Source organism: Serpentinimonas sp. SMBJO2 (genome assembly GCF_056341105.1).
Genome location: NZ_CP150628.1, coordinates 1138970 through 1155499, shown reverse-complemented (window position 1 = coordinate 1155499; position 16530 = coordinate 1138970). Strand labels below are relative to the sequence as shown.

The following is a 16530-nucleotide window of genomic DNA, read 5'->3' as shown; positions in this document are numbered from 1 at the left end:
AGCAGGCGGGCTGGGGCTGCTGGCCTGGCTGGGGCCGCCGGGCCGGGCGGGGGCGATCGCAGCGCCATTGCGGCCGCAGGACGCCTAAGCAAGATCGCCCCCGCCCGGCCCGGCGGCTCCAGCCAGGCACCCCAGCCAGGCACCCCAGCCAGGAGGCACCCCAGCCAGGCCAGCGCCAGCCAGGCCAGCGCCAGCCCGATAAAATCAACCGCCGCCCTGCCCCAGCGCAGCCCGCGATTTCTTTCCCCAGCCCGCACCTTGCCCACCATGCCTGACACCCCAGCCCAGCCGGGCCTGCACAGCCTGCCCAAATCGTTCCAACCGGCCGAACTCGAGGCGCGCTGGGGCCCCGAATGGGAGCGGCGCGGCCTGGGGCGCGCGGGCGTGCGCGGCACCGGACAGGCGCAGGCCGGCGTGCCCGCCTTTGCCATCCAGCTGCCACCGCCCAACGTGACCGGCACCTTGCACATGGGGCACGCCTTCAACCAGACCGTGATGGACAGCCTGACGCGCTACCACCGCATGCTGGGCCACAACACGCTCTGGCTGCCGGGCACCGACCACGCCGGCATCGCCACCCAGATCGTGGTCGAGCGCCAGCTGCAGGCCCAGGGGCGCAACCGGCACCAGCTCGGCGCCAGCGAAACCGAATCGCGCCAGCGCTTCATCGAACACGTGTGGCAGTGGAAAGCGCAATCCGGCCAGACCATCACGCAGCAGATGCGGCGCATGGGCGACAGCGTGGACTGGAGCCGCGAGTACTTCACCATGGACGAGCGCCTGTCGCTGGTGGTCACCGAAACCTTCGTGCGCCTGTACGAACAGGGCCTGATCTACCGCGGCAAGCGGCTGGTCAACTGGGACCCGGTGCTCAAGAGCGCGGTGTCGGACCTGGAAGTGGAAAGCGAGGAAGAAGACGGCTGGCTCTGGCACATCGCCTACCCGCTGGTCAGTGGCGCCGGGCAGCTGGTGGTGGCCACCACGCGCCCCGAAACCCTGCTGGGCGACGTGGCCGTGATGGTGCACCCCGAAGACGAACGCTACGCGCATCTGGTCGGCCAGTACGTGCGCCTGCCCCTGTGCGCGCGCGAAATCCCGGTCATTGCCGACGCCTACGTCGATCGCGCCTTTGGCACCGGTGTGGTCAAGGTCACGCCGGCGCATGACGCCAACGACTACGCGGTCGGGCAGCGGCACCAGTTGCCGATCATCGGCGTGCTCGCGCTCGACGCCACGCTCAACGACCACGCCCCCGCGCCCTACCGCGGCCTGGACCGCTTCGAGGCGCGCCAGCGCGTGGTGGCCGACCTGCAAAGCGCCGGGCTGCTGGTCGAGACCAAGAAACACCGCCTGATGGTGCCGCGCTGCACCCGCACCGGCCAAGTGGTGGAGCCCATGCTCACCGACCAATGGTTCGTGGCCGTCAACCAGGCCCCGCGCACGCCCGCAGCCGATGGCGCCAACACCCACGCCACCCCCGACAGCCGCAGCATCGCCCAAAAAGCCATCGACGCCGTGGCCAGCGGCGCCGTGCGCTTCGTGCCCGAAAACTGGGTCAACACCTACAACCAGTGGATGGGCAACCTGCAGGACTGGTGCATCAGCCGCCAGCTGTGGTGGGGGCACCAGATCCCGGCCTGGTACGACCTCGAAGGCCAAGTGTATGTGGCGCGCGACGCCGCCGCCGCCCAGGCCCAATTCGAAGCCCACTGCGCCAGCCTCAACCCCAGCCAGCGCGACGCCCTGCTCGCCGCCGGCCTGGTGCGCGACCCCGACGTGCTCGACACCTGGTACTCCAGCGCCCTGATCCCGTTTTCGACCCTGGGGTGGGGGCTGGGCGGCGCCGGCCCAGCCGGAGACGGCGGGACGGCCGGGGGCGCTCGCAGCGCCATTGCGGCCGAAGGACGCCTAAGCAAGAGTGCCCCCGGCTGGCCCGACGGCTCCAGCGGTACCGACGCCCCCGGGCGCGGTCAGGCTGGGTACGCCCTTGCTCATGCGTCCGAAGGCCGCAAAATCGCTGCGGACGCACCCAGCCCGCCCGCGCCCTCGCCCGCGCCAGACGACAGCGCAAGCCTGAGCGACTACGACCTGTACCTACCCAGCAGCGTGCTCGTCACCGGCTACGACATCATTTTTTTCTGGGTCGCGCGCATGATCATGATGACGACCCACTTCACCGGGCGCGTACCCTTTCGCCACGTCTACATCCACGGCCTGGTGCGCGACGCCCAGGGCCGCAAGATGAGCAAGAGCGAAGGCAACGTGCTCGACCCCGTGGACCTGATCGACGGCATCGAACTCGCGCCCCTGCTCGACAAACGCAGCAGCGGCCTGCGTAAACCCGAAACCGCGCCCGCCGTGCGCAAAGCCACCGAACGCGAATTCCCCGACGGCATCCCCGCCTACGGCGCCGACGCCCTGCGCCTGACCTTCGCCGCACTGGCCGCACTCGGGCGCAGCATCAACTTCGACAGCAAACGCTGCGAAGGCTACCGCAACTTCTGCAACAAACTCTGGAACGCCACCCGCTTCGTGCTCATGCACTGCGAAGGCCACGACTGCGGCCTGGCCGCCCACCCCCCCAGCAGCTGCGCCAGCAGCGGCAGCCAAGGCGGCACCGAAGCAAACGACAGCCCCTACCTCGACTTCAGCGCCGCCGACCGCTGGATCGTCTCGCGCCTGCAGCGCGCCGAGGCCGAAGTGGCACAAGGCTTTGCCGACTACCGGCTCGACCTGGTGGCGCAAACCGTGTACGAACTGGTGTGGAACGAGTTCTGCGACTGGTACCTAGAGCTCGCCAAGGTGCAGCTGCAACAGGGCAGCCCGGCGCAGCAGCGCGCCACCCGCCGCACCCTGATCCGCACCCTCGAAACCCTGCTGCGCCTGGCGCACCCCATCATCCCCTTCATCACCGAAGCGCTGTGGCAAACCGTGGCCCCCGTGGCCGGGCGCTGGCCGCAAGACGCCAACGGCCAGCCGCTGCCCCAGGCCAGCATCAGCGTCGCGCCCTTTCCGGTGGCGCAGCCCGAGCGCATCGACCCGCTGGCCGAAGCCGAAGTGGCGCAGCTCAAGGCCGTGATCGACGCCTGCCGCAACCTGCGTGGCGAGCTTGGCGTGTCGCCGGCGCAGCGCCTGCCGCTGTACGCCTACGCCCACAACAGCGCCCAAGCCCAATGGCTGACGCGCATGGCGCCGCAGCTGCAGGCGCTGGCGCGCCTGAGCGAAGTGCGCTGCTTTGCCGACGAAGCCGCCTGGAGCGCCGCTGCTGCCGCCGCCCCGGTGGCCCTGCAGGGCGATCTGCGGTTGTGCCTGTACGTAGAAGTGGACGTGGGCGCCGAACGCGTGCGCCTGGGCAAGGAAGCGACGCGCCTGCAAGCCGAAATGGCCAAGGCCCAGGCCAAGCTCGACAACCCGGCCTTTGTGGCTAAAGCCCCGCCTGCCGTGCTCAAGCAAGAGCGCAAACGCTTGGCCGACTTTGACGCCACCCTGGCCCAAGTGCGCCTGCAACTGCAGCGCTTGGGCCTATAAGCCAGCCAGCTTGGGGGACACCGCTCGAACCGTCCCCCGAACCGGGCAGACAAACCGCTCTGCATGGGGCACCGGATAAGCCCTGATTGCCATGCCTGGGCATCAGGCGCTACAGTGTGCGGCAAGGTGGCCGTTGCAGGCCACCGGTCTTGTGCGCGCCCATCCAAAACCCCAACCAGGAGACACCATGCCCCCCGAACGCACCCCCAGGCCCACCGCCTCGCAACCCTACCGATACCCCGCTTGGCTGCTGAAGGGCTTGCTGACCCTGCTGGTGCTGGCTGCGGCCGCGCTGAGTTCGGCTCCGGCGCAGGCGCAGGCGCAAGCGCAGACACAGGCGCAGGCACCCGCGCGCGCGCAGGTGGCCCGCGTGGTCTATCACGCCGATTTTGCCGACCCGCGGCGCTTCAGCTCCATGCTCACCAGCATCAACTTCATGGTCACGCACTACACCAACGAGATGCTCGACTTCGACGTGCGCGTCGTCTTCAACTCGCACGGCATCCGCTTCCTGACCGATGACCCGCTCACCGGCACCCCCTTTGCCGCCGACGCCGCGCTGGTGCAGCAGCGCGACAACCTGCGCGGACGCCTGCTGGCGCTCAACCAGGTGCACCGGGTCAAGCTCGAGCTGTGCGAGATCACCCGCGCCCAGGTCAACCTCGATCGCGCCAGACTGTACCCAGGGGTGGAACTGGTGCCCTCGGGCGTGGTGCGCATCGCGCAACTGCAAAACGAGCTCGGTTTCGCCTACCTCAAGATCGAATGAGCACGGCCCAGCGGCCGCGTGCCGCTGCCCAAACCCAGGCGCAAGCTCAGCGCCGCCGCAGCACCGAGATGTATTCGGGCCCGACGTTGCTTTGCTCCACCAGCTCGTTGCCGGTCTGTTTGGCAAAGGCCTGAAAGTCGCGCACCGTACCGGAGTCGGTGGCGATGATCCTGAGCGTCTGGCCGCTGCTCATTTCGGCCAAGGCTTTTTTGGCCTTGAGGATGGGCAGGGGGCAATTCAGCCCACGGGCGTCGAGTTCTCGGTCTGCATTCATGGTGTGTCGGGTTGCCTTTGCGGGCTATTCTAGCGGCGCGGCGGACGCCAGGCTGACAAGGGCCGATCAGGCCGGGAATACCCCTGTGGACAGGTAGCGGTCGCCGCGGTCGCAGACCACAAAGGCGATGGTCGCGTGCTCCACCGTGGCTGCGATCTGCTGCGCCACCCAGCAAGCCCCGGCGGCCGATATGCCGCCAAAAATCCCCTCCTCGGCCGCCAGCCGGCGGCACATCTGCTCGGCGTCGGCCTGGCTCACGTACACCCGCTCATCGACCTGCGCCGGGTCGTAGATTTTGGGCAGATACTCGGACGGCCATTTGCGGATGCCCGGAATGCGCGAGCCCTCGCTCGGCTGCGCGCCCACGATGCGCACCGCCGGGTTGCGCTCCTTCAGGTAGCGCCCCACGCCGGTGATGGTGCCGGTGGTGCCCATGGCGCTGACAAAATGCGTGATGCGCCCAGCCGTCTGCTGCCACAGCTCGGGCCCGGTGGTCTCGTAGTGGATGCGCGGGTTGTCGGGGTTGGCGAACTGGTCCAGCACCCGGCCCTTGCCCTCGCGCTGCATTTTTTCGGCCAGGTCGCGTGCGTACTCCATGCCGCCGCTCTTGGGCGTGAGGATGAGCTCGGCGCCAAAGGCCTTCATGGTCTGGGCGCGCTCGATCGACAGGTCTTCGGGCATGATCAGCACCATGCGAAAGCCCCGAATCGCCGCCGCCATGGCCAGCGCGATGCCGGTGTTGCCCGAAGTGGCCTCGATCAGGGTGTCGCCGGGGGCGATCTCGCCGCGCTCCTCGGCGCGCCGGATCATGGCCAGCGCCGGCCGGTCTTTCACCGAACCGGCCGGGTTGTTGCCCTCGAGCTTGGCCAGCAGCACGTTGCCCCGCGCCCGGTTGGCCTCGGCCCCGATGCGCTGCAGCGCCACCAGCGGCGTCTGGCCCACGGTGGACTCGATGCTCGGGTAGGCCGGCGGCTCACCGGCGGCCGCAGCCTTCCTGGATGACCGGGCAGGCTTGGCGGGCTTGACGGGAGGGTCGAGGGACGGGGGGTGGGGCTGGGCGCGTGGCATGGTGGCAAATTCGGACGATCAATCAGCAAAATGCGAACCGTGCGCCGGGCAGCGCAGGCCGCTCAAGGCCTCTAATGTGCCATAATCCGGCCTCACTTCAGTGCCGGAGTGGCGAAATTGGTAGACGCAGCAGATTCAAAATCTGCCGGTGTAACCCACCGTGCCGGTTCGAGTCCGGCCCCCGGCACCACTACCCGAGGCAGCATCCCACCCGATGTTGCCTTTTCTTTTGTCAGCAGCGCCTCTGGGGTCAGCCGATCATGTCTTTGCTCTTGCCTTTGTTGTCGGTGTTCGTGGGTCTGGCCGTGCTGGTCTGGGCGGCGGACAAGTTCATCGACGCCGCGGCCACGGTGGCGCGCCACTACAGCCTGCCGCCGCTGCTCATCGGCGTGGTGATCATCGGCTTTGGCACCTCGGCACCGGAGCTGTCGGTGTCGGCGCTGTCGGCGCTGGCGGGCAGCCCAGGCATTGCGCTGGGCAACGCCTACGGCTCGAACATCGCCAACATCGCGCTCATTCTGGGCCTGACCGCCCTCATCAGCCCGATCGTGGTGCAGTCGGGCATTCTGCGCAAGGAGCTGCCGCTGCTGTGCGGCGTCACGCTGCTGTCGGTGGCGCTGCTGTGGGACTTGAGCGTAAGCCGCCTCGATGCGGTGCTGCTGCTGCTGACTTTCGCCGGCGTGATGGGCTGGTCGATCTGGCAAGGCTTACGCGGCGGCAAGGACACGCTGGCCGACGACACCGCCGCCGAGATGGACGCGCACACCATGGCCTCGGTGCGGCTGGCCTGGCTGTGGCTGGTGGCCGGGCTGGTGCTGCTGATTGCCAGCGCGCGCCTGCTGGTCTGGGGTGCGGTGCTGGTGGCGCAGTCGCTCGGGGTGAGCGAGCTGGTGATTGGCCTGACCGTGGTGGCGGTGGGCACTTCGCTGCCCGAGCTGGCCTCGTGCATCGCCGCCGCGCGCAAGAACGAGCACGATCTGGCCATTGGCAACATTCTGGGTTCGAACCTGTTCAATACGCTGGCCGTGGTCGGCTTGGCGGGCGCGATCCACCCGCTGGTGGCCGAGCCCGCCATTCTGTACCGCGACATGCTGGTGATGGGCGCGCTGACGCTGGCGCTGTTCGTGCTGGCGCGCCAACGCGGCGGCCAGGCCGGGCGCATATCGCGCGTCAGCGGCAGTTTGCTGGTGCTCAGCTTCGTGGGCTACACGGTGTATCTGCTGCTCACCACCGTGGGCGCGCAGGCCGCCGCTTGAACCCGGATTTACCCCAACAGGCCCTGCTGCGGCGTGGGGTAATGCAGGCACAGCCGCAGCTCGCGTTTCAGGCGCTGGTTGTGCAGTCGGCGCGATTCGCTCATGAAGCTGAGCAGCATCGGGCTCAGGCGCTCCTGCGCCTCGGCGCGGCTGATGCGCGGCGGCCGTGGCAGGCCGTACAGATCGGCGGCCAGGTCGAAGTAGTCGCCCATGCGCAGCGTGCTGTCGTCGCAGACGTGGGCGCAGCGCTGCGGCGCGTGCCACCAGAGCGCGCGCACGCAGGCGCGGGCCAGGTCGTGGGCGTGGATGTGGTTGGTGTACACGTCGTCTGGCGAGCGCAGCACCGGCGTGCCGCGCAGCAGGCGCTCGCGCGCGCCACCGGGGCGGCCGCCGCCATAAATGCCCGGTATGCGCAGCAGCGACACATCCACCCCGCGCCAGCGGCCCCAATCGCGCCAGGTGCCCTCTGCCGCCAGCCGGCGCTGCCCCCGCGCCGTGCTGGGCTGTGGGAGGCGGGTCTCGCTCACCCAGGCGCCGGCGCAGTCGCCATAGACGCCGCTGGTGGAGCCATAGACCAGCTTGCGCGGCCGGCTGCGCCGCCCCAGCGCCTGCGCCAGGGCCCGGCTGCGCGGGTCGGCGGGGGCCGCGCCCGCATTGGGCGGTGGCGCCAGGTACAGCACCCTGGTGGCCAGCCCGGCCAGGCGCTGCAGGCTGGCGCGGTCGTCGAGGTCGCCCAGCAGCGGCACCACCCCCTGGGCGCGCAGCAGCGCCAGGCGCTCGGGCGACGAGGTCAGCGCCAGCACGCGCCGCCCCGGCCGCAGCAGCGCCGCGCAGCGCAAGCCGACGTCGCCGCAGCCCACGATCAACACCCGTTGGCGCCTGAAGCGCGCCGGCAAAGCCCCCAGCATGGTCATGTGCGCCATCCAATTTGAGAAAATAGCGGTTTTGGCTGCTACCGGCCCCATCCCAGGAACCGCGCCCGCATGAGCTACACCATCACCATCGAACCCAGTGCCCGCCAGTTTAGCGCCGAAAGCGGCGAAACCGTGCTGCTTGCCGCCATCCGCCAGGGCGTGGCCCTGCCCTATGGTTGCCAAGACGGGGCCTGCGGCTCGTGCAAATGCAAAAAACTCAGTGGCACGGTCGAGCACGGCGCGTTTCAGCCCAAGGCACTGTCGGAGGCCGAACAGGCGGCCGGCTTTGTGCTCACCTGCCGCGCCCAGCCGCGCAGCAACGTGGTGCTTGAATCCAAACAGGTGGGCGCTGTCGACGCCTTCCCGGTGAAAAAGCTGCCGGTGCGCGTCAAAGCCCTGCAGCGCGCCACCGACGACGTGATGATCGTGCACCTGCAACTGCCCGCCAGCGACAGCTTCCAGTACCACGCCGGCCAGTACATCGACGTGCTGCTGCGCGACGGCAGCCGGCGCAGCTACTCGATGGCCAGCGCGCCGCACCTGCAAGCGGTCGCGCCGGGGCTGGAGCTGCACATCCGGCACCTGCCCGGCGGCAAGTTCACCGACCAGGTGTTTGGCAGCCTGAAAGAGAAAGACATCCTGCGCATCGAAGGCCCGCTGGGCGGCTTTTACTTGCGCGCCGACAGCGCCAAGCCCATCATCCTGCTGGCCTCGGGCACCGGCATGGCGCCCATCAAGGCGCTGATCGAACACCTGCGCCTGCTCAACTGCGAGCGCCCGATCACCCTCTACTGGGGCGGCCGGCGCCCGGCCGACCTGTACCTGAACGACTGGATTGCCAGCCAGTGCGCCGACATGCCCAACCTGCGCTACGTGCCGGTGGTGTCCGACGCGCTGCCCGCAGACGGCTGGAGCGGGCGCAGCGGCTTCGTGCACCGCGCCGTGCTGGCCGACTTCCCCGACCTCTCGGGCCACCAGGTGTACGCCTGCGGCGCGCCGGTGGTGGTGGAGGCGGCGCGGCGCGACTTTGCCGCCGCCGGCCTGCCCGAGCACGAGTTCTATGCCGATGCGTTTACCTCGGAGGCTGACAAGCTGGGGGTCTGATTGGGTGCACCAAGCAAAGCTTGCAACCACAGACGCGGGCGGGCACGGACCTCAAGGGTGTGTGTCCCAGGCCTGGCGCATCTCGGCCACGCTGGCCGCGCGGGCCATGCCATTGATTTCAGCTTCCAGCCGCTGCAGGCGCTCCACGATCGCCGCCAGGTTGGGGACGTGTTCGGCAATATCCGGTGTGATGGCCAACGTGCTCTGCGGCAAGGTCGAGTTGCGACCGCCAAACTCGATCAAGATGCTCGGACGCACGTAGCTGTCGGTGTTCTCCACTGCGCTGGGGTAGAACACCCACAACTTTTCGGCGTCAGCGCTGAGCTTGAGGCTGGTGGGTTGCGTGGGAAGCGCCGTGGCCAGCGCTGCCTGCAAGGCCGGCGCCAACTCGTCGGTGACGTGCGCCGTGAGCGCTGCCTGCAGTGCGTCCGACAATTTGCCGCGCTGACTGTGGCTGGTCATCGATTCCAGCTCGGGGGCGTCCGCCACCAGGCTGCGGTAATCGACGGTGACGTCGATGTCCTCGGAGAAACGGTCAATCGCCTTGTAGACCTTGGACAGTGAGGTGCCGCCCTTGAATGCCATGGGCTTGCGGCACGGCAACTGAAACAGGATGTCGAGCACTTGGCACAGCCAGATGTCCTTTTCGAGGATCTCGGCCCGACGGCCCAACACGGGTGCCAGGCTCAGGAGCACATCGGCCTGATCGCTGACACTCAGCTCGAAATAGTGCTCGCGCCGGGTGTCAGTCATGCGCCCACGCGCCTTCCTCGTAGCGGCGCAGGGCTTCGAGCATCCAGGCCGGCATGGAGGCCTTGGCGCTGCGCAAGGCTTCGAACTCTGCCTGCGGCAGCAGGACAGCAAGACGCTCGAACGTAGCCGACGTAACTTGCGAGCGCCCCAAGTACCAGAGCGCAGACAAGGCCTGGCCCGCCGGGCGACCGGCCAGCGCGAGCTTGCGCGGTGCCACGTGCTGCAGCCGCACCAGCAACTTGCCCATGCGCACGGTGTGCGACGAACCGGTGGTGTAGTACACCGGCTGGGCCGGCGCCTGGGTGCTGAAGCCAAAGCGGCGAACGGCCTCGGCCCCGTGAATTTCGATCGAGGCACCTTCGGCGGCAGCGACGGTCAGCGCCACCGTTTCCGGCGTGGGCACCGTCTTCAGACCCAAGCGGCTGGCCTTGGGCACGGTGTAGAGGCCACGGCCGAGCCGCTCAATGCGCCCTTGCCGGGTCAGGCGCATCAAGGCCTGGTCAATGGACGCGCGCGTACCCAAGCCAGCAAACAGCGCTGGGGTGAAAGGTGCGCCAGCAGGTTGGGCCGCGATGCGCTCGCGGATGGCTTGTGATGTGCTCATGCTTGCCTCATTGTTAGATAGTTTAGCTAAAAATCTAACATTTGGCAAGGCTGGCTCTCTCGGCCACGCTGGCCGCGCGGGCCATGACGGCGCTGCGTTCGGGGACAATGACAAGATGGAAAAAACATTGTTCGCTGACTTGGTGCAAAGCCTGAAAGAAGCCAAGGCGATCGCTCGCGGGCACGCGCCTGCCTCGCGTCGGATCAAGCCATTCACTCCAGATGCGAAGGCGGTACGGGGCAAGGGGCTGCAAGGGCCATAAGAGCGGGTTTTGGGTTAAGCTGGCACCCATGCAAGATTGCCTTGGCCACCTTTGTTCGCCTGCACGGCCTGGCGCCGTGTGGGCTGCCTGCTGCGTGGGCTTGAGCGCCGCGCTGCTGCTCGCTGGCTGCGACGCGCCCCATGCACCAGCCCCGCCAGCCCCGCCAGCCCCGCCAGCCCCGCCAGCCCCGCCAGCCGCACCAGCCGCACCAGCCGCACCAGCCGCACCAGCCCCAGCGCCTGCCCTGCCTGACGGTGCCGCGTTGCCTGCAGACGCGGCCATGCCCGACGCGCCGCCGGTTCCGCCTGCGCCCTTTACGCGCTCGTATTTCCAGTGCGACCACGGCGAGCGCCTGGACTGGCGGTATTTCCCCGTGCAAGGGGTGGTTTCCATCCGGCTCGAAGGGCAAAACCATGAGCTGCACCCCGTGCCTCCAACCCGGCAACGGGAGCACTTTGCCGGCTACGGCGTGCAAGCGCAGTTGCGCGGGAACACGTTGCGCGTCAACTTCCTTGTACAACCGCGCACGCTGCAGTGCCAGCGCGTTCAGCCGTGAACACGTTGGAACAGACCAAGCAGTTCGCTGTAACGGTCGCCGTGTTCGCGGTTCAAGATGGCCTCGCCACAAGCCGGACAAAAATCACCCGTCACCGCCGGGATGGTGGTGGATTCACGTCAGCTTCAGGTACACCTCCGCGCGGCTTGCTGTCTTGGCGTGGTACACATCCTGCCAGATACGGTGATCGGCATGAGTCGTCATGCTCTTGTAAAAGCCGGCGGGGGGGGGTGAGCAGGTCGCACACCATTTCGGGGTACGAGAACAGCAGCTTGTAGCCGCTGTCGTGGGCGTGGCTTGGGGCGCACCAGACGACGTTTGCTTATTGGTCCGGCCCCTATTCTCGCTCCGGGTCGTTTGGGCCCAACAACTCAGACAAAGAAGCCGCCGTGAAAATGCGGCCCATCCAGTCCGTCAGTTGCGCTTCGCTGGCCTGCGCCAGGCGCGCATCTGCCCAGTCCGGCACGGTGCCGAAACGCAGGCGCAATTGCAAGGCCAGCGCCTTGGCGTAACCTTGATGCAAGCCCTGCTGCATACCCTGCTGCATACCCTGCTGCATACCCTGCTGCATACCCTGCTGCAAGCCCTGGCGCACCCCCTTCTGGGTGGCCTCAATGAACCAGCGTTCTATGGTTTGCTCCAACATGGCGCTGCCTTCCAGTAGGTCGTTGATGGTGTCGATTTCGTCTATGTTAGCGCGTGGTGCCTTGCGCCGCAAGAGCAGGCGCACCCACACGCTGATGGTGCGGCGCAAGGGTTGCATGGCCGTGCCTTGCAGCAACTGGCCCAGCGCGGCCAGCACTTGCGCAATGTCGGCCGGCGTGCGGCTGCGTTCGAGCCGAAACAGCGCTTCGGCCAGGTTGCGCACTTCGTCCAGGGGGTGCAGCTTGAGCCGCGCTTCGTCTACCAGGTGGTAGCGCAGTTGGGGCCGGTAGGCTTCCAGCCCGGGCAGGCTGGGGGCGTAGCTGTCGGCCACGTCGGTGGCAGATTTCCAGGGCACTGCACCGTTGTACAGCACCAGGGGCACGACGGTGGGCAGCAGCCCGTCTTGCAGCTCGCCCTCCTTGACCAGGTGTTGCGACAGCAGCCCGACGTAGACCATCATGCGCAAGGCCATCCAGGGGTCGGGCTCGCTTTGGAACTCGAGCAACAGGTACACCCACACCCATTGCTGCCCAACGCGCAGCCGCCAGACCATGTCGTCGTGGCGCTGGCGTTCGGTCTCGCTCACGTAGCTGGCGTTGACGCGCTCCAGGGTGTTGAAGTCCGCCTGCTCCAACCAGGCGCCGCCCAGGTAGCCGGTGAGCAGGTCGCGCACCATCTCGGGGTGCGAGAACAGCAGCTTGTAGCCGCTGTCGTGGGCGTGGTTGGGGTGGGCCATGGTGCTGGGGATGATAGCTGCTGTCATTGGCGCGTGGAGCGCAGCCCAGCCGCGGCAGTCCATGGCCGCATGTGGGTGATGGATGGATCCTGCGACTGCGCGCAGGATGACACGCGGCCAGCGGCGGCTTGGTCTTGCCGTTTTCGTAACGCGAGAAAGCGTTGACACCTCCGCCGAACAGCTCAGCGGCCTGCCGCTGGTCAAGGTCGAGCTTGCGGCGCACCTGGGCGATGTAGGCAGGATCGACGTAGGCAGCATTCAGTCGTCATGCTCTTGTAAAAGTCGGCGGGGGGTGAGCAGGTCGCACACCACTTCGGGGAGCGAGAACAGCAGCTTGTAGCCGCTGTCGTGGGCATGGCTTGGGGCGCGCCAGACGACGTTTGCTTATTGGTCCGGCCCCTATTCTCGCTCCGGGTCGTTTGGGCCCAACAACTCAGACAAAGACGCCGCCGTGAAAATGCGGCCCATCCAGTCCGTCAGTTGCGCTTCGCTGGCCTGCGCCAGGCGCGCATCTGCCCAGTCCGGCACGGTGCCGAAACGCAGGCGCAATTGCAAGGCCAGCGCCTTGGCGTAACCTTGATGCAAGCCCTGCTGCATACCCTGCTGCATACCCTGCTGCATACCCTGCTGCATACCCTGCTGCAAGCCCTGGCGCACCCCCTTCTGGGTGGCCTCAATGAACCAGCGTTCTATGGTTTGCTCCAACATGGCGCTGCCTTCCAGTAGGTCGTTGATGGTGTCGATTTCGTCTATGTTAGCGCGTGGTGCCTTGCGCCGCAAGAGCAGGCGCACCCACACGCTGATGGTGCGGCGCAAGGGTTGCATGGCCGTGCCTTGCAGCAACTGGCCCAGCGCGGCCAGCACTTGCGCAATGTCGGCCGGCGTGCGGCTGCGTTCGAGCCGAAACAGCGCTTCGGCCAGGTTGCGCACTTCGTCCAGGGGGTGCAGCTTGAGCCGCGCTTCGTCTACCAGGTGGTAGCGCAGTTGGGGCCGGTAGGCTTCCAGCCCGGGCAGGCTGGGGGCGTAGCTGTCGGCCACGTCGGTGGCAGATTTCCAGGGCACTGCACCGTTGTACAGCACCAGGGGCACGACGGTGGGCAGCAGCCCGTCTTGCAGCTCGCCCTCCTTGACCAGGTGTTGCGACAGCAGCCCGACGTAGACCATCATGCGCAAGGCCATCCAGGGGTCGGGCTCGCTTTGGAACTCGAGCAACAGGTACACCCACACCCATTGCTGCCCAACGCGCAGCCGCCAGACCATGTCGTCGTGGCGCTGGCGTTCGGTCTCGCTCACGTAGCTGGCGTTGACGCGCTCCAGGGTGTTGAAGTCCGCCTGCTCCAACCAGGCGCCGCCCAGGTAGCCGGTGAGCAGGTCGCGCACCATCTCGGGGTGCGAGAACAGCAGCTTGTAGCCGCTGTCGTGGGCGTGGTTGGGGTGGGCCATGGTGCTGGGGATGATAGCTGCTGTCATTGGCGCGTGGAGCGCAGCCCAGCCGCGGCAGTCCATGGCCGCGTGTGGGTGATGGATGGATCCTGCGACTGCGCGCAGGATGACACGCTTGAGGTGCGCAGGATGACACGCGGTCAGCGACAGCCAACGCAGCAGCCAGCTTGCGTCCTTGCGCCACAGCCACAACGGCTGCTCGCACTTGGGCGAGGCCGCGCAGCCCAAGCGGGCGTGCAAACGCGCTGCAAGCCTGACCGAGGCCCACGTGCAGGCACAGATCTCAAGGCCGCGGCCAGGCGATGACGCCTTGCAGCCACAGGCGCGGCTGGAAGGGGCCGCCTTGGTAGGCTTGGAAGTCTTCCAGGCTCAGGGGCAGACGCAGGGCAAAGTCGAGCGGAACCAGCACGGCGCTGCTCAGGCCCACAGTAGCCAGCAGGGCCACGCTGGCCCAGCGGCGCCAGCGCCAGCAGCGCCAGCAGCGGGCAGCGCTGGGGCTGGCTGCGCCCTGGCGCGCAGTTTCGTGGCTTGCCACGGCAGCGCTGGCGGGTTCCGTGTCGCTCGCGGGTGCTGAGGCGCTGCCCAGGGTGCTCCAGTAACCCCCGAGCGCGAGCGCAAACAGCAGCAGCGGGTAAGGCATGACGAAGTTGCCGTCGAACAGCGACACCGCGCCTGCGCTCGCCAGCGCCAGCAGGCAGGCGGCGCGCACCAGCGCCGCTTCGGTGTTGGGGGGCTGCTGCCAAGCCAGCACGCAACCGGGGGCCAGTACGCGCCACGCCGCCCAGGCCAGCAGCAGCGTGAACGGCAGGCCCCATTCGCTCAGCAGTTGCAGCGGCAGCGAATGCGGGTGCGCCGCCACCGGGTTGGGGAAGTAGGCAAAGTGCATCGGCCCCACGCCCAGCAAAGGGTGCTGCAGAAAATGCTCCCACGCCTGTAACCACAAGACCTCGCGGCTGGAGAGCGGGTTGGCGCTGAACAGGGTCTGATTGATGCGGTCGCCGACATTCGATGTGGCTTCCACCCAGCCCAGCGCAGGCAGGAGCACGAACAGCAAGGCGTACACGCACGCGCCGAGCACCGCGCTGGCGGCGTAGGGGCGCAGCCAGGCGCGGCGCAGCGTGGGCACGGCAGCGCACAGCGCGAGCGTGAGCAGCGCACCCAGCAGCGCGGCGCGCGATTCGCTCATGAGCAGCGCCGTCCACCACAGCGCCAGCAGCAGCCACAGCGCTGCCACCAAACGCTGCGGCAGGCGCTGCAGGCGCGCCAGCGCGTAGGCCCCCAGCAACAGCGGCAGCAGCACGGCGGCTGACTGGCCGAAGAAGCGGATGTTGTCAAAACCCGGCAGCAGCCACCAGGAGTTGAGGGCGTGCCCGTGGTGCAGAGCGGCCAGCAGCGCAAGCCCGATCTGGAGCCAGAACAGCAGCGCCAGCAGCGCCGCCACGTACAACCAGCGCGCGCCCAGGGTAGAGGCGGCTAGACCGCGCCCCCAGGCCCACGCCAGCAGCACGACGCCGGCCAGTTGCGCCCACTCGATCAGGGCCAGCGCTGGCAGCGCTGCCGCCGCGCAAGCGGCCAAGCCCAGTACGGCCAAGCCCAGCCCCAAGGGCGGCGCGGCCCAGCGCTGCTGCAAACCCAGCAACACGGCGACGACGATGGGCAGTTGCAGCAGCAAACGTTGCTGGTCGTGCCAACTGCCCAGCGGCAAGAGCAGCACCAGCGACCCCAACAGCGCCACGGCGCAAGCGGTATACAAGCATACAAGCCCCAACGCGCGCCCACGCCCGGCACCCTGGGGCTGAAACTGGTGCAACAGCGCTGCAGCGTTCATGGGCCGGCCCCAATGCGGAAAAGACAAAGCGCCGCCGCCACGGTCACATGGCGGCGGCTTTGGCTACCGGGGCAGCGGTCACCGACCCCAGCGCAGGAGGTGCTGAGCGCCTGGGGTCTGGTAATGCTGGGGCATCAGGTGCCAGCGCCGCAACCCGCCGGCCTAAATTCAGCAGGTACGTTGGTGGTGCAAGTCCAAAGCCCGGTAGCAGACGCACGTGTCAGGGTGATCGTATCGCCTACTACGTTACCTGGCCCGCCTTGGATGGTGCAGATCAAAGTCGCGGCGCCAGCACCTTGTACAGCGACATCATGATCACAATGGGCTGTAGCAGCAGTTGGCAAACCCGATGCAGTTCGTGCCACAGCATCATCAGCCGCGCTGTCGCGCATCATCAGTTCATCGACGCCAATCTTGCCAGCACTGACTTCTGCCAGCGCAGCTCCAACTTTTGAGCGAGAAACGTAGTTCTGATACGCCGGCAGCGCAATCGCCGCCAAAATGCCGATGATGGCCACGACGATCATCAGTTCGATCAGCGTGAAGCCTTGTTGTACGCGTTTCATGGGAAGTTCCCTCCAGGAGTGGTTGAAAAACACAGGTTGAGCCTAAAAACCCACCTCAAGGGGCTTGAGGCTGCGCATACTCAAGCAGTTTTCGTGCCAGGCTGGGTAGCGGCAGGGGCGCACCGGGGCGCACCGGGGCGCACCGGGGCGCGCCGGGGAGCGCAGGGGATCTCAGGGACGCACACGGGGCGGGTGGGGGCGGGCTGGGCGCACAATGGGCTTGA

At 67.6% G+C, this 16530-nt stretch carries 15 protein-coding genes, 1 tRNA gene and 3 pseudogenes; 7 read left to right on the top strand and 12 right to left on the bottom strand.

Going from position 1 to position 16530, the window contains the following annotated elements:
- Positions 1–267: 267 nt before the first annotated feature.
- Both AAAZ40_RS05275 and AAAZ40_RS05270 read left to right on the top strand, forming a co-directional pair.
- Entirely contained in the window at positions 268–3528 is a 3261-nt protein-coding gene (locus AAAZ40_RS05275; protein WP_476661506.1) for a valine--tRNA ligase, read from the top strand.
- 187 nt (positions 3529–3715) lie between these two features.
- Positions 3716–4297, top strand: coding sequence for a DsrE family protein (locus tag AAAZ40_RS05270; RefSeq protein ID WP_476661505.1), 582 nt, complete (start codon positions 3716–3718; stop codon positions 4295–4297).
- A 46-nt stretch (positions 4298–4343) separates the two neighbouring features.
- On the opposite strand, the gene AAAZ40_RS05265 is transcribed toward AAAZ40_RS05270, so the two are convergent.
- Both AAAZ40_RS05265 and cysM read right to left on the bottom strand, forming a co-directional pair.
- Positions 4344–4571: a sulfurtransferase TusA family protein gene (locus AAAZ40_RS05265; RefSeq protein WP_476661504.1), complete on the bottom strand. Its 228-nt coding sequence runs from the start codon at positions 4569–4571 to the stop codon at positions 4344–4346.
- Positions 4572–4637: 66 nt separating this feature from the next.
- Positions 4638–5639 carry a cysteine synthase CysM gene (gene cysM, locus AAAZ40_RS05260; RefSeq protein WP_476661503.1) on the bottom strand — a complete coding sequence of 334 codons (1002 nt, stop codon included), beginning with the start codon at positions 5637–5639 and terminating at the stop codon, positions 4638–4640.
- A gap of 102 nt (positions 5640–5741) precedes the next feature.
- Between cysM and AAAZ40_RS05255 the strand changes: the two genes are divergently transcribed.
- Both AAAZ40_RS05255 and AAAZ40_RS05250 read left to right on the top strand, forming a co-directional pair.
- Positions 5742–5829, top strand: a tRNA-Leu gene (locus tag AAAZ40_RS05255).
- 70 nt (positions 5830–5899) lie between these two features.
- Positions 5900–6895: a calcium/sodium antiporter gene (locus tag AAAZ40_RS05250; protein ID WP_476661502.1), complete on the top strand. Its 996-nt coding sequence runs from the start codon at positions 5900–5902 to the stop codon at positions 6893–6895.
- 8 nt (positions 6896–6903) lie between these two features.
- Here AAAZ40_RS05250 and AAAZ40_RS05245 read toward each other — a convergent pair whose 3' ends face one another.
- On the bottom strand, positions 6904–7809 hold the full coding sequence (locus AAAZ40_RS05245) for an NAD-dependent epimerase/dehydratase family protein (RefSeq protein ID WP_476661501.1): 906 nt from the start codon (positions 7807–7809) through the stop codon (positions 6904–6906).
- 69 nt (positions 7810–7878) lie between these two features.
- Here AAAZ40_RS05245 and AAAZ40_RS05240 point away from each other — a divergent pair, with 69 nt between their 5' ends.
- Positions 7879–8913, top strand: a complete 1035-nt coding sequence (locus AAAZ40_RS05240; RefSeq protein ID WP_476661500.1) for a CDP-6-deoxy-delta-3,4-glucoseen reductase — start codon at positions 7879–7881, stop codon at positions 8911–8913.
- 51 nt (positions 8914–8964) lie between these two features.
- Here AAAZ40_RS05240 and AAAZ40_RS05235 read toward each other — a convergent pair whose 3' ends face one another.
- Both AAAZ40_RS05235 and AAAZ40_RS05230 read right to left on the bottom strand, forming a co-directional pair.
- Entirely contained in the window at positions 8965–9666 is a 702-nt protein-coding gene (locus AAAZ40_RS05235; protein WP_476661499.1) for a nucleotidyl transferase AbiEii/AbiGii toxin family protein, read from the bottom strand.
- The gene (locus AAAZ40_RS05230; protein ID WP_476661498.1) at positions 9659–10270 is read right to left on the bottom strand and encodes a DUF6088 family protein; all 612 of its coding nucleotides are present in this window, start codon (positions 10268–10270) and stop codon (positions 9659–9661) included. Before AAAZ40_RS05230 ends, AAAZ40_RS05235 begins: the two co-directional genes overlap by 8 nt.
- Between AAAZ40_RS05230 and AAAZ40_RS05225 the strand changes: the two genes are divergently transcribed.
- Positions 10269–10532 (top strand): hypothetical protein, encoded by a 264-nt coding sequence (locus tag AAAZ40_RS05225; protein WP_476661497.1) that lies wholly within the window; start codon positions 10269–10271, stop codon positions 10530–10532. The genes AAAZ40_RS05230 and AAAZ40_RS05225 overlap by 2 nt on opposite strands.
- A gap of 280 nt (positions 10533–10812) precedes the next feature.
- Entirely contained in the window at positions 10813–11088 is a 276-nt protein-coding gene (locus AAAZ40_RS05220) for a hypothetical protein (RefSeq protein WP_476661496.1), read from the top strand.
- 2 nt (positions 11089–11090) lie between these two features.
- Here the strand turns inward: AAAZ40_RS05220 and AAAZ40_RS05215 are convergent.
- From AAAZ40_RS05215 to AAAZ40_RS05185, 7 genes and pseudogenes are all read right to left on the bottom strand, one after another.
- A pseudogene (locus AAAZ40_RS05215) lies at positions 11091–11204 on the bottom strand (type II toxin-antitoxin system MqsA family antitoxin); the annotation flags it as partial.
- Positions 11203–11313, bottom strand: a pseudogene (locus AAAZ40_RS05210) (type II toxin-antitoxin system MqsR family toxin); the annotation flags it as partial. The pseudogenes AAAZ40_RS05210 and AAAZ40_RS05215, both read right to left, overlap by 2 nt.
- A gap of 112 nt (positions 11314–11425) precedes the next feature.
- Positions 11426–12469 (bottom strand): Rpn family recombination-promoting nuclease/putative transposase, encoded by a 1044-nt coding sequence (locus AAAZ40_RS05205; protein WP_476661495.1) that lies wholly within the window; start codon positions 12467–12469, stop codon positions 11426–11428.
- A gap of 79 nt (positions 12470–12548) precedes the next feature.
- Positions 12549–12734 (bottom strand): annotated as a pseudogene (locus AAAZ40_RS05200) (type II toxin-antitoxin system MqsA family antitoxin); the annotation flags it as partial.
- A gap of 134 nt (positions 12735–12868) precedes the next feature.
- On the bottom strand, positions 12869–13912 hold the full coding sequence (locus AAAZ40_RS05195) for an Rpn family recombination-promoting nuclease/putative transposase (protein WP_476661495.1): 1044 nt from the start codon (positions 13910–13912) through the stop codon (positions 12869–12871).
- Between the two features lie 283 nt (positions 13913–14195).
- Positions 14196–15740, bottom strand: coding sequence for an O-antigen ligase family protein (locus AAAZ40_RS05190; protein WP_476661494.1), 1545 nt, complete (start codon positions 15738–15740; stop codon positions 14196–14198).
- 134 nt (positions 15741–15874) lie between these two features.
- The gene (locus AAAZ40_RS05185; RefSeq protein WP_476661493.1) at positions 15875–16306 is read right to left on the bottom strand and encodes a pilin; all 432 of its coding nucleotides are present in this window, start codon (positions 16304–16306) and stop codon (positions 15875–15877) included.
- Positions 16307–16530: the final 224 nt, after the last annotated feature.

Coding starts and splice junctions, on each gene's coding strand:
- AAAZ40_RS05275 (WP_476661506.1), top strand. CDS start 268: ATGCCTGACACCCCAGCCCAGCCGGGCCTGCACAGCCTGCCCAAATCG.
- AAAZ40_RS05270 (WP_476661505.1), top strand. CDS start 3,716: ATGCCCCCCGAACGCACCCCCAGGCCCACCGCCTCGCAACCCTACCGA.
- AAAZ40_RS05265 (WP_476661504.1), bottom strand. CDS start 4,571: ATGAATGCAGACCGAGAACTCGACGCCCGTGGGCTGAATTGCCCCCTG.
- cysM (WP_476661503.1), bottom strand. CDS start 5,639: ATGCCACGCGCCCAGCCCCACCCCCCGTCCCTCGACCCTCCCGTCAAG.
- AAAZ40_RS05250 (WP_476661502.1), top strand. CDS start 5,900: ATGTCTTTGCTCTTGCCTTTGTTGTCGGTGTTCGTGGGTCTGGCCGTG.
- AAAZ40_RS05245 (WP_476661501.1), bottom strand. CDS start 7,809: ATGACCATGCTGGGGGCTTTGCCGGCGCGCTTCAGGCGCCAACGGGTG.
- AAAZ40_RS05240 (WP_476661500.1), top strand. CDS start 7,879: ATGAGCTACACCATCACCATCGAACCCAGTGCCCGCCAGTTTAGCGCC.
- AAAZ40_RS05235 (WP_476661499.1), bottom strand. CDS start 9,666: ATGACTGACACCCGGCGCGAGCACTATTTCGAGCTGAGTGTCAGCGAT.
- AAAZ40_RS05225 (WP_476661497.1), top strand. CDS start 10,269: ATGCTTGCCTCATTGTTAGATAGTTTAGCTAAAAATCTAACATTTGGC.
- AAAZ40_RS05230 (WP_476661498.1), bottom strand. CDS start 10,270: ATGAGCACATCACAAGCCATCCGCGAGCGCATCGCGGCCCAACCTGCT.
- AAAZ40_RS05220 (WP_476661496.1), top strand. CDS start 10,813: ATGCCCGACGCGCCGCCGGTTCCGCCTGCGCCCTTTACGCGCTCGTAT.
- AAAZ40_RS05205 (WP_476661495.1), bottom strand. CDS start 12,469: ATGGCCCACCCCAACCACGCCCACGACAGCGGCTACAAGCTGCTGTTC.
- AAAZ40_RS05195 (WP_476661495.1), bottom strand. CDS start 13,912: ATGGCCCACCCCAACCACGCCCACGACAGCGGCTACAAGCTGCTGTTC.
- AAAZ40_RS05190 (WP_476661494.1), bottom strand. CDS start 15,740: ATGAACGCTGCAGCGCTGTTGCACCAGTTTCAGCCCCAGGGTGCCGGG.
- AAAZ40_RS05185 (WP_476661493.1), bottom strand. CDS start 16,306: ATGAAACGCGTACAACAAGGCTTCACGCTGATCGAACTGATGATCGTC.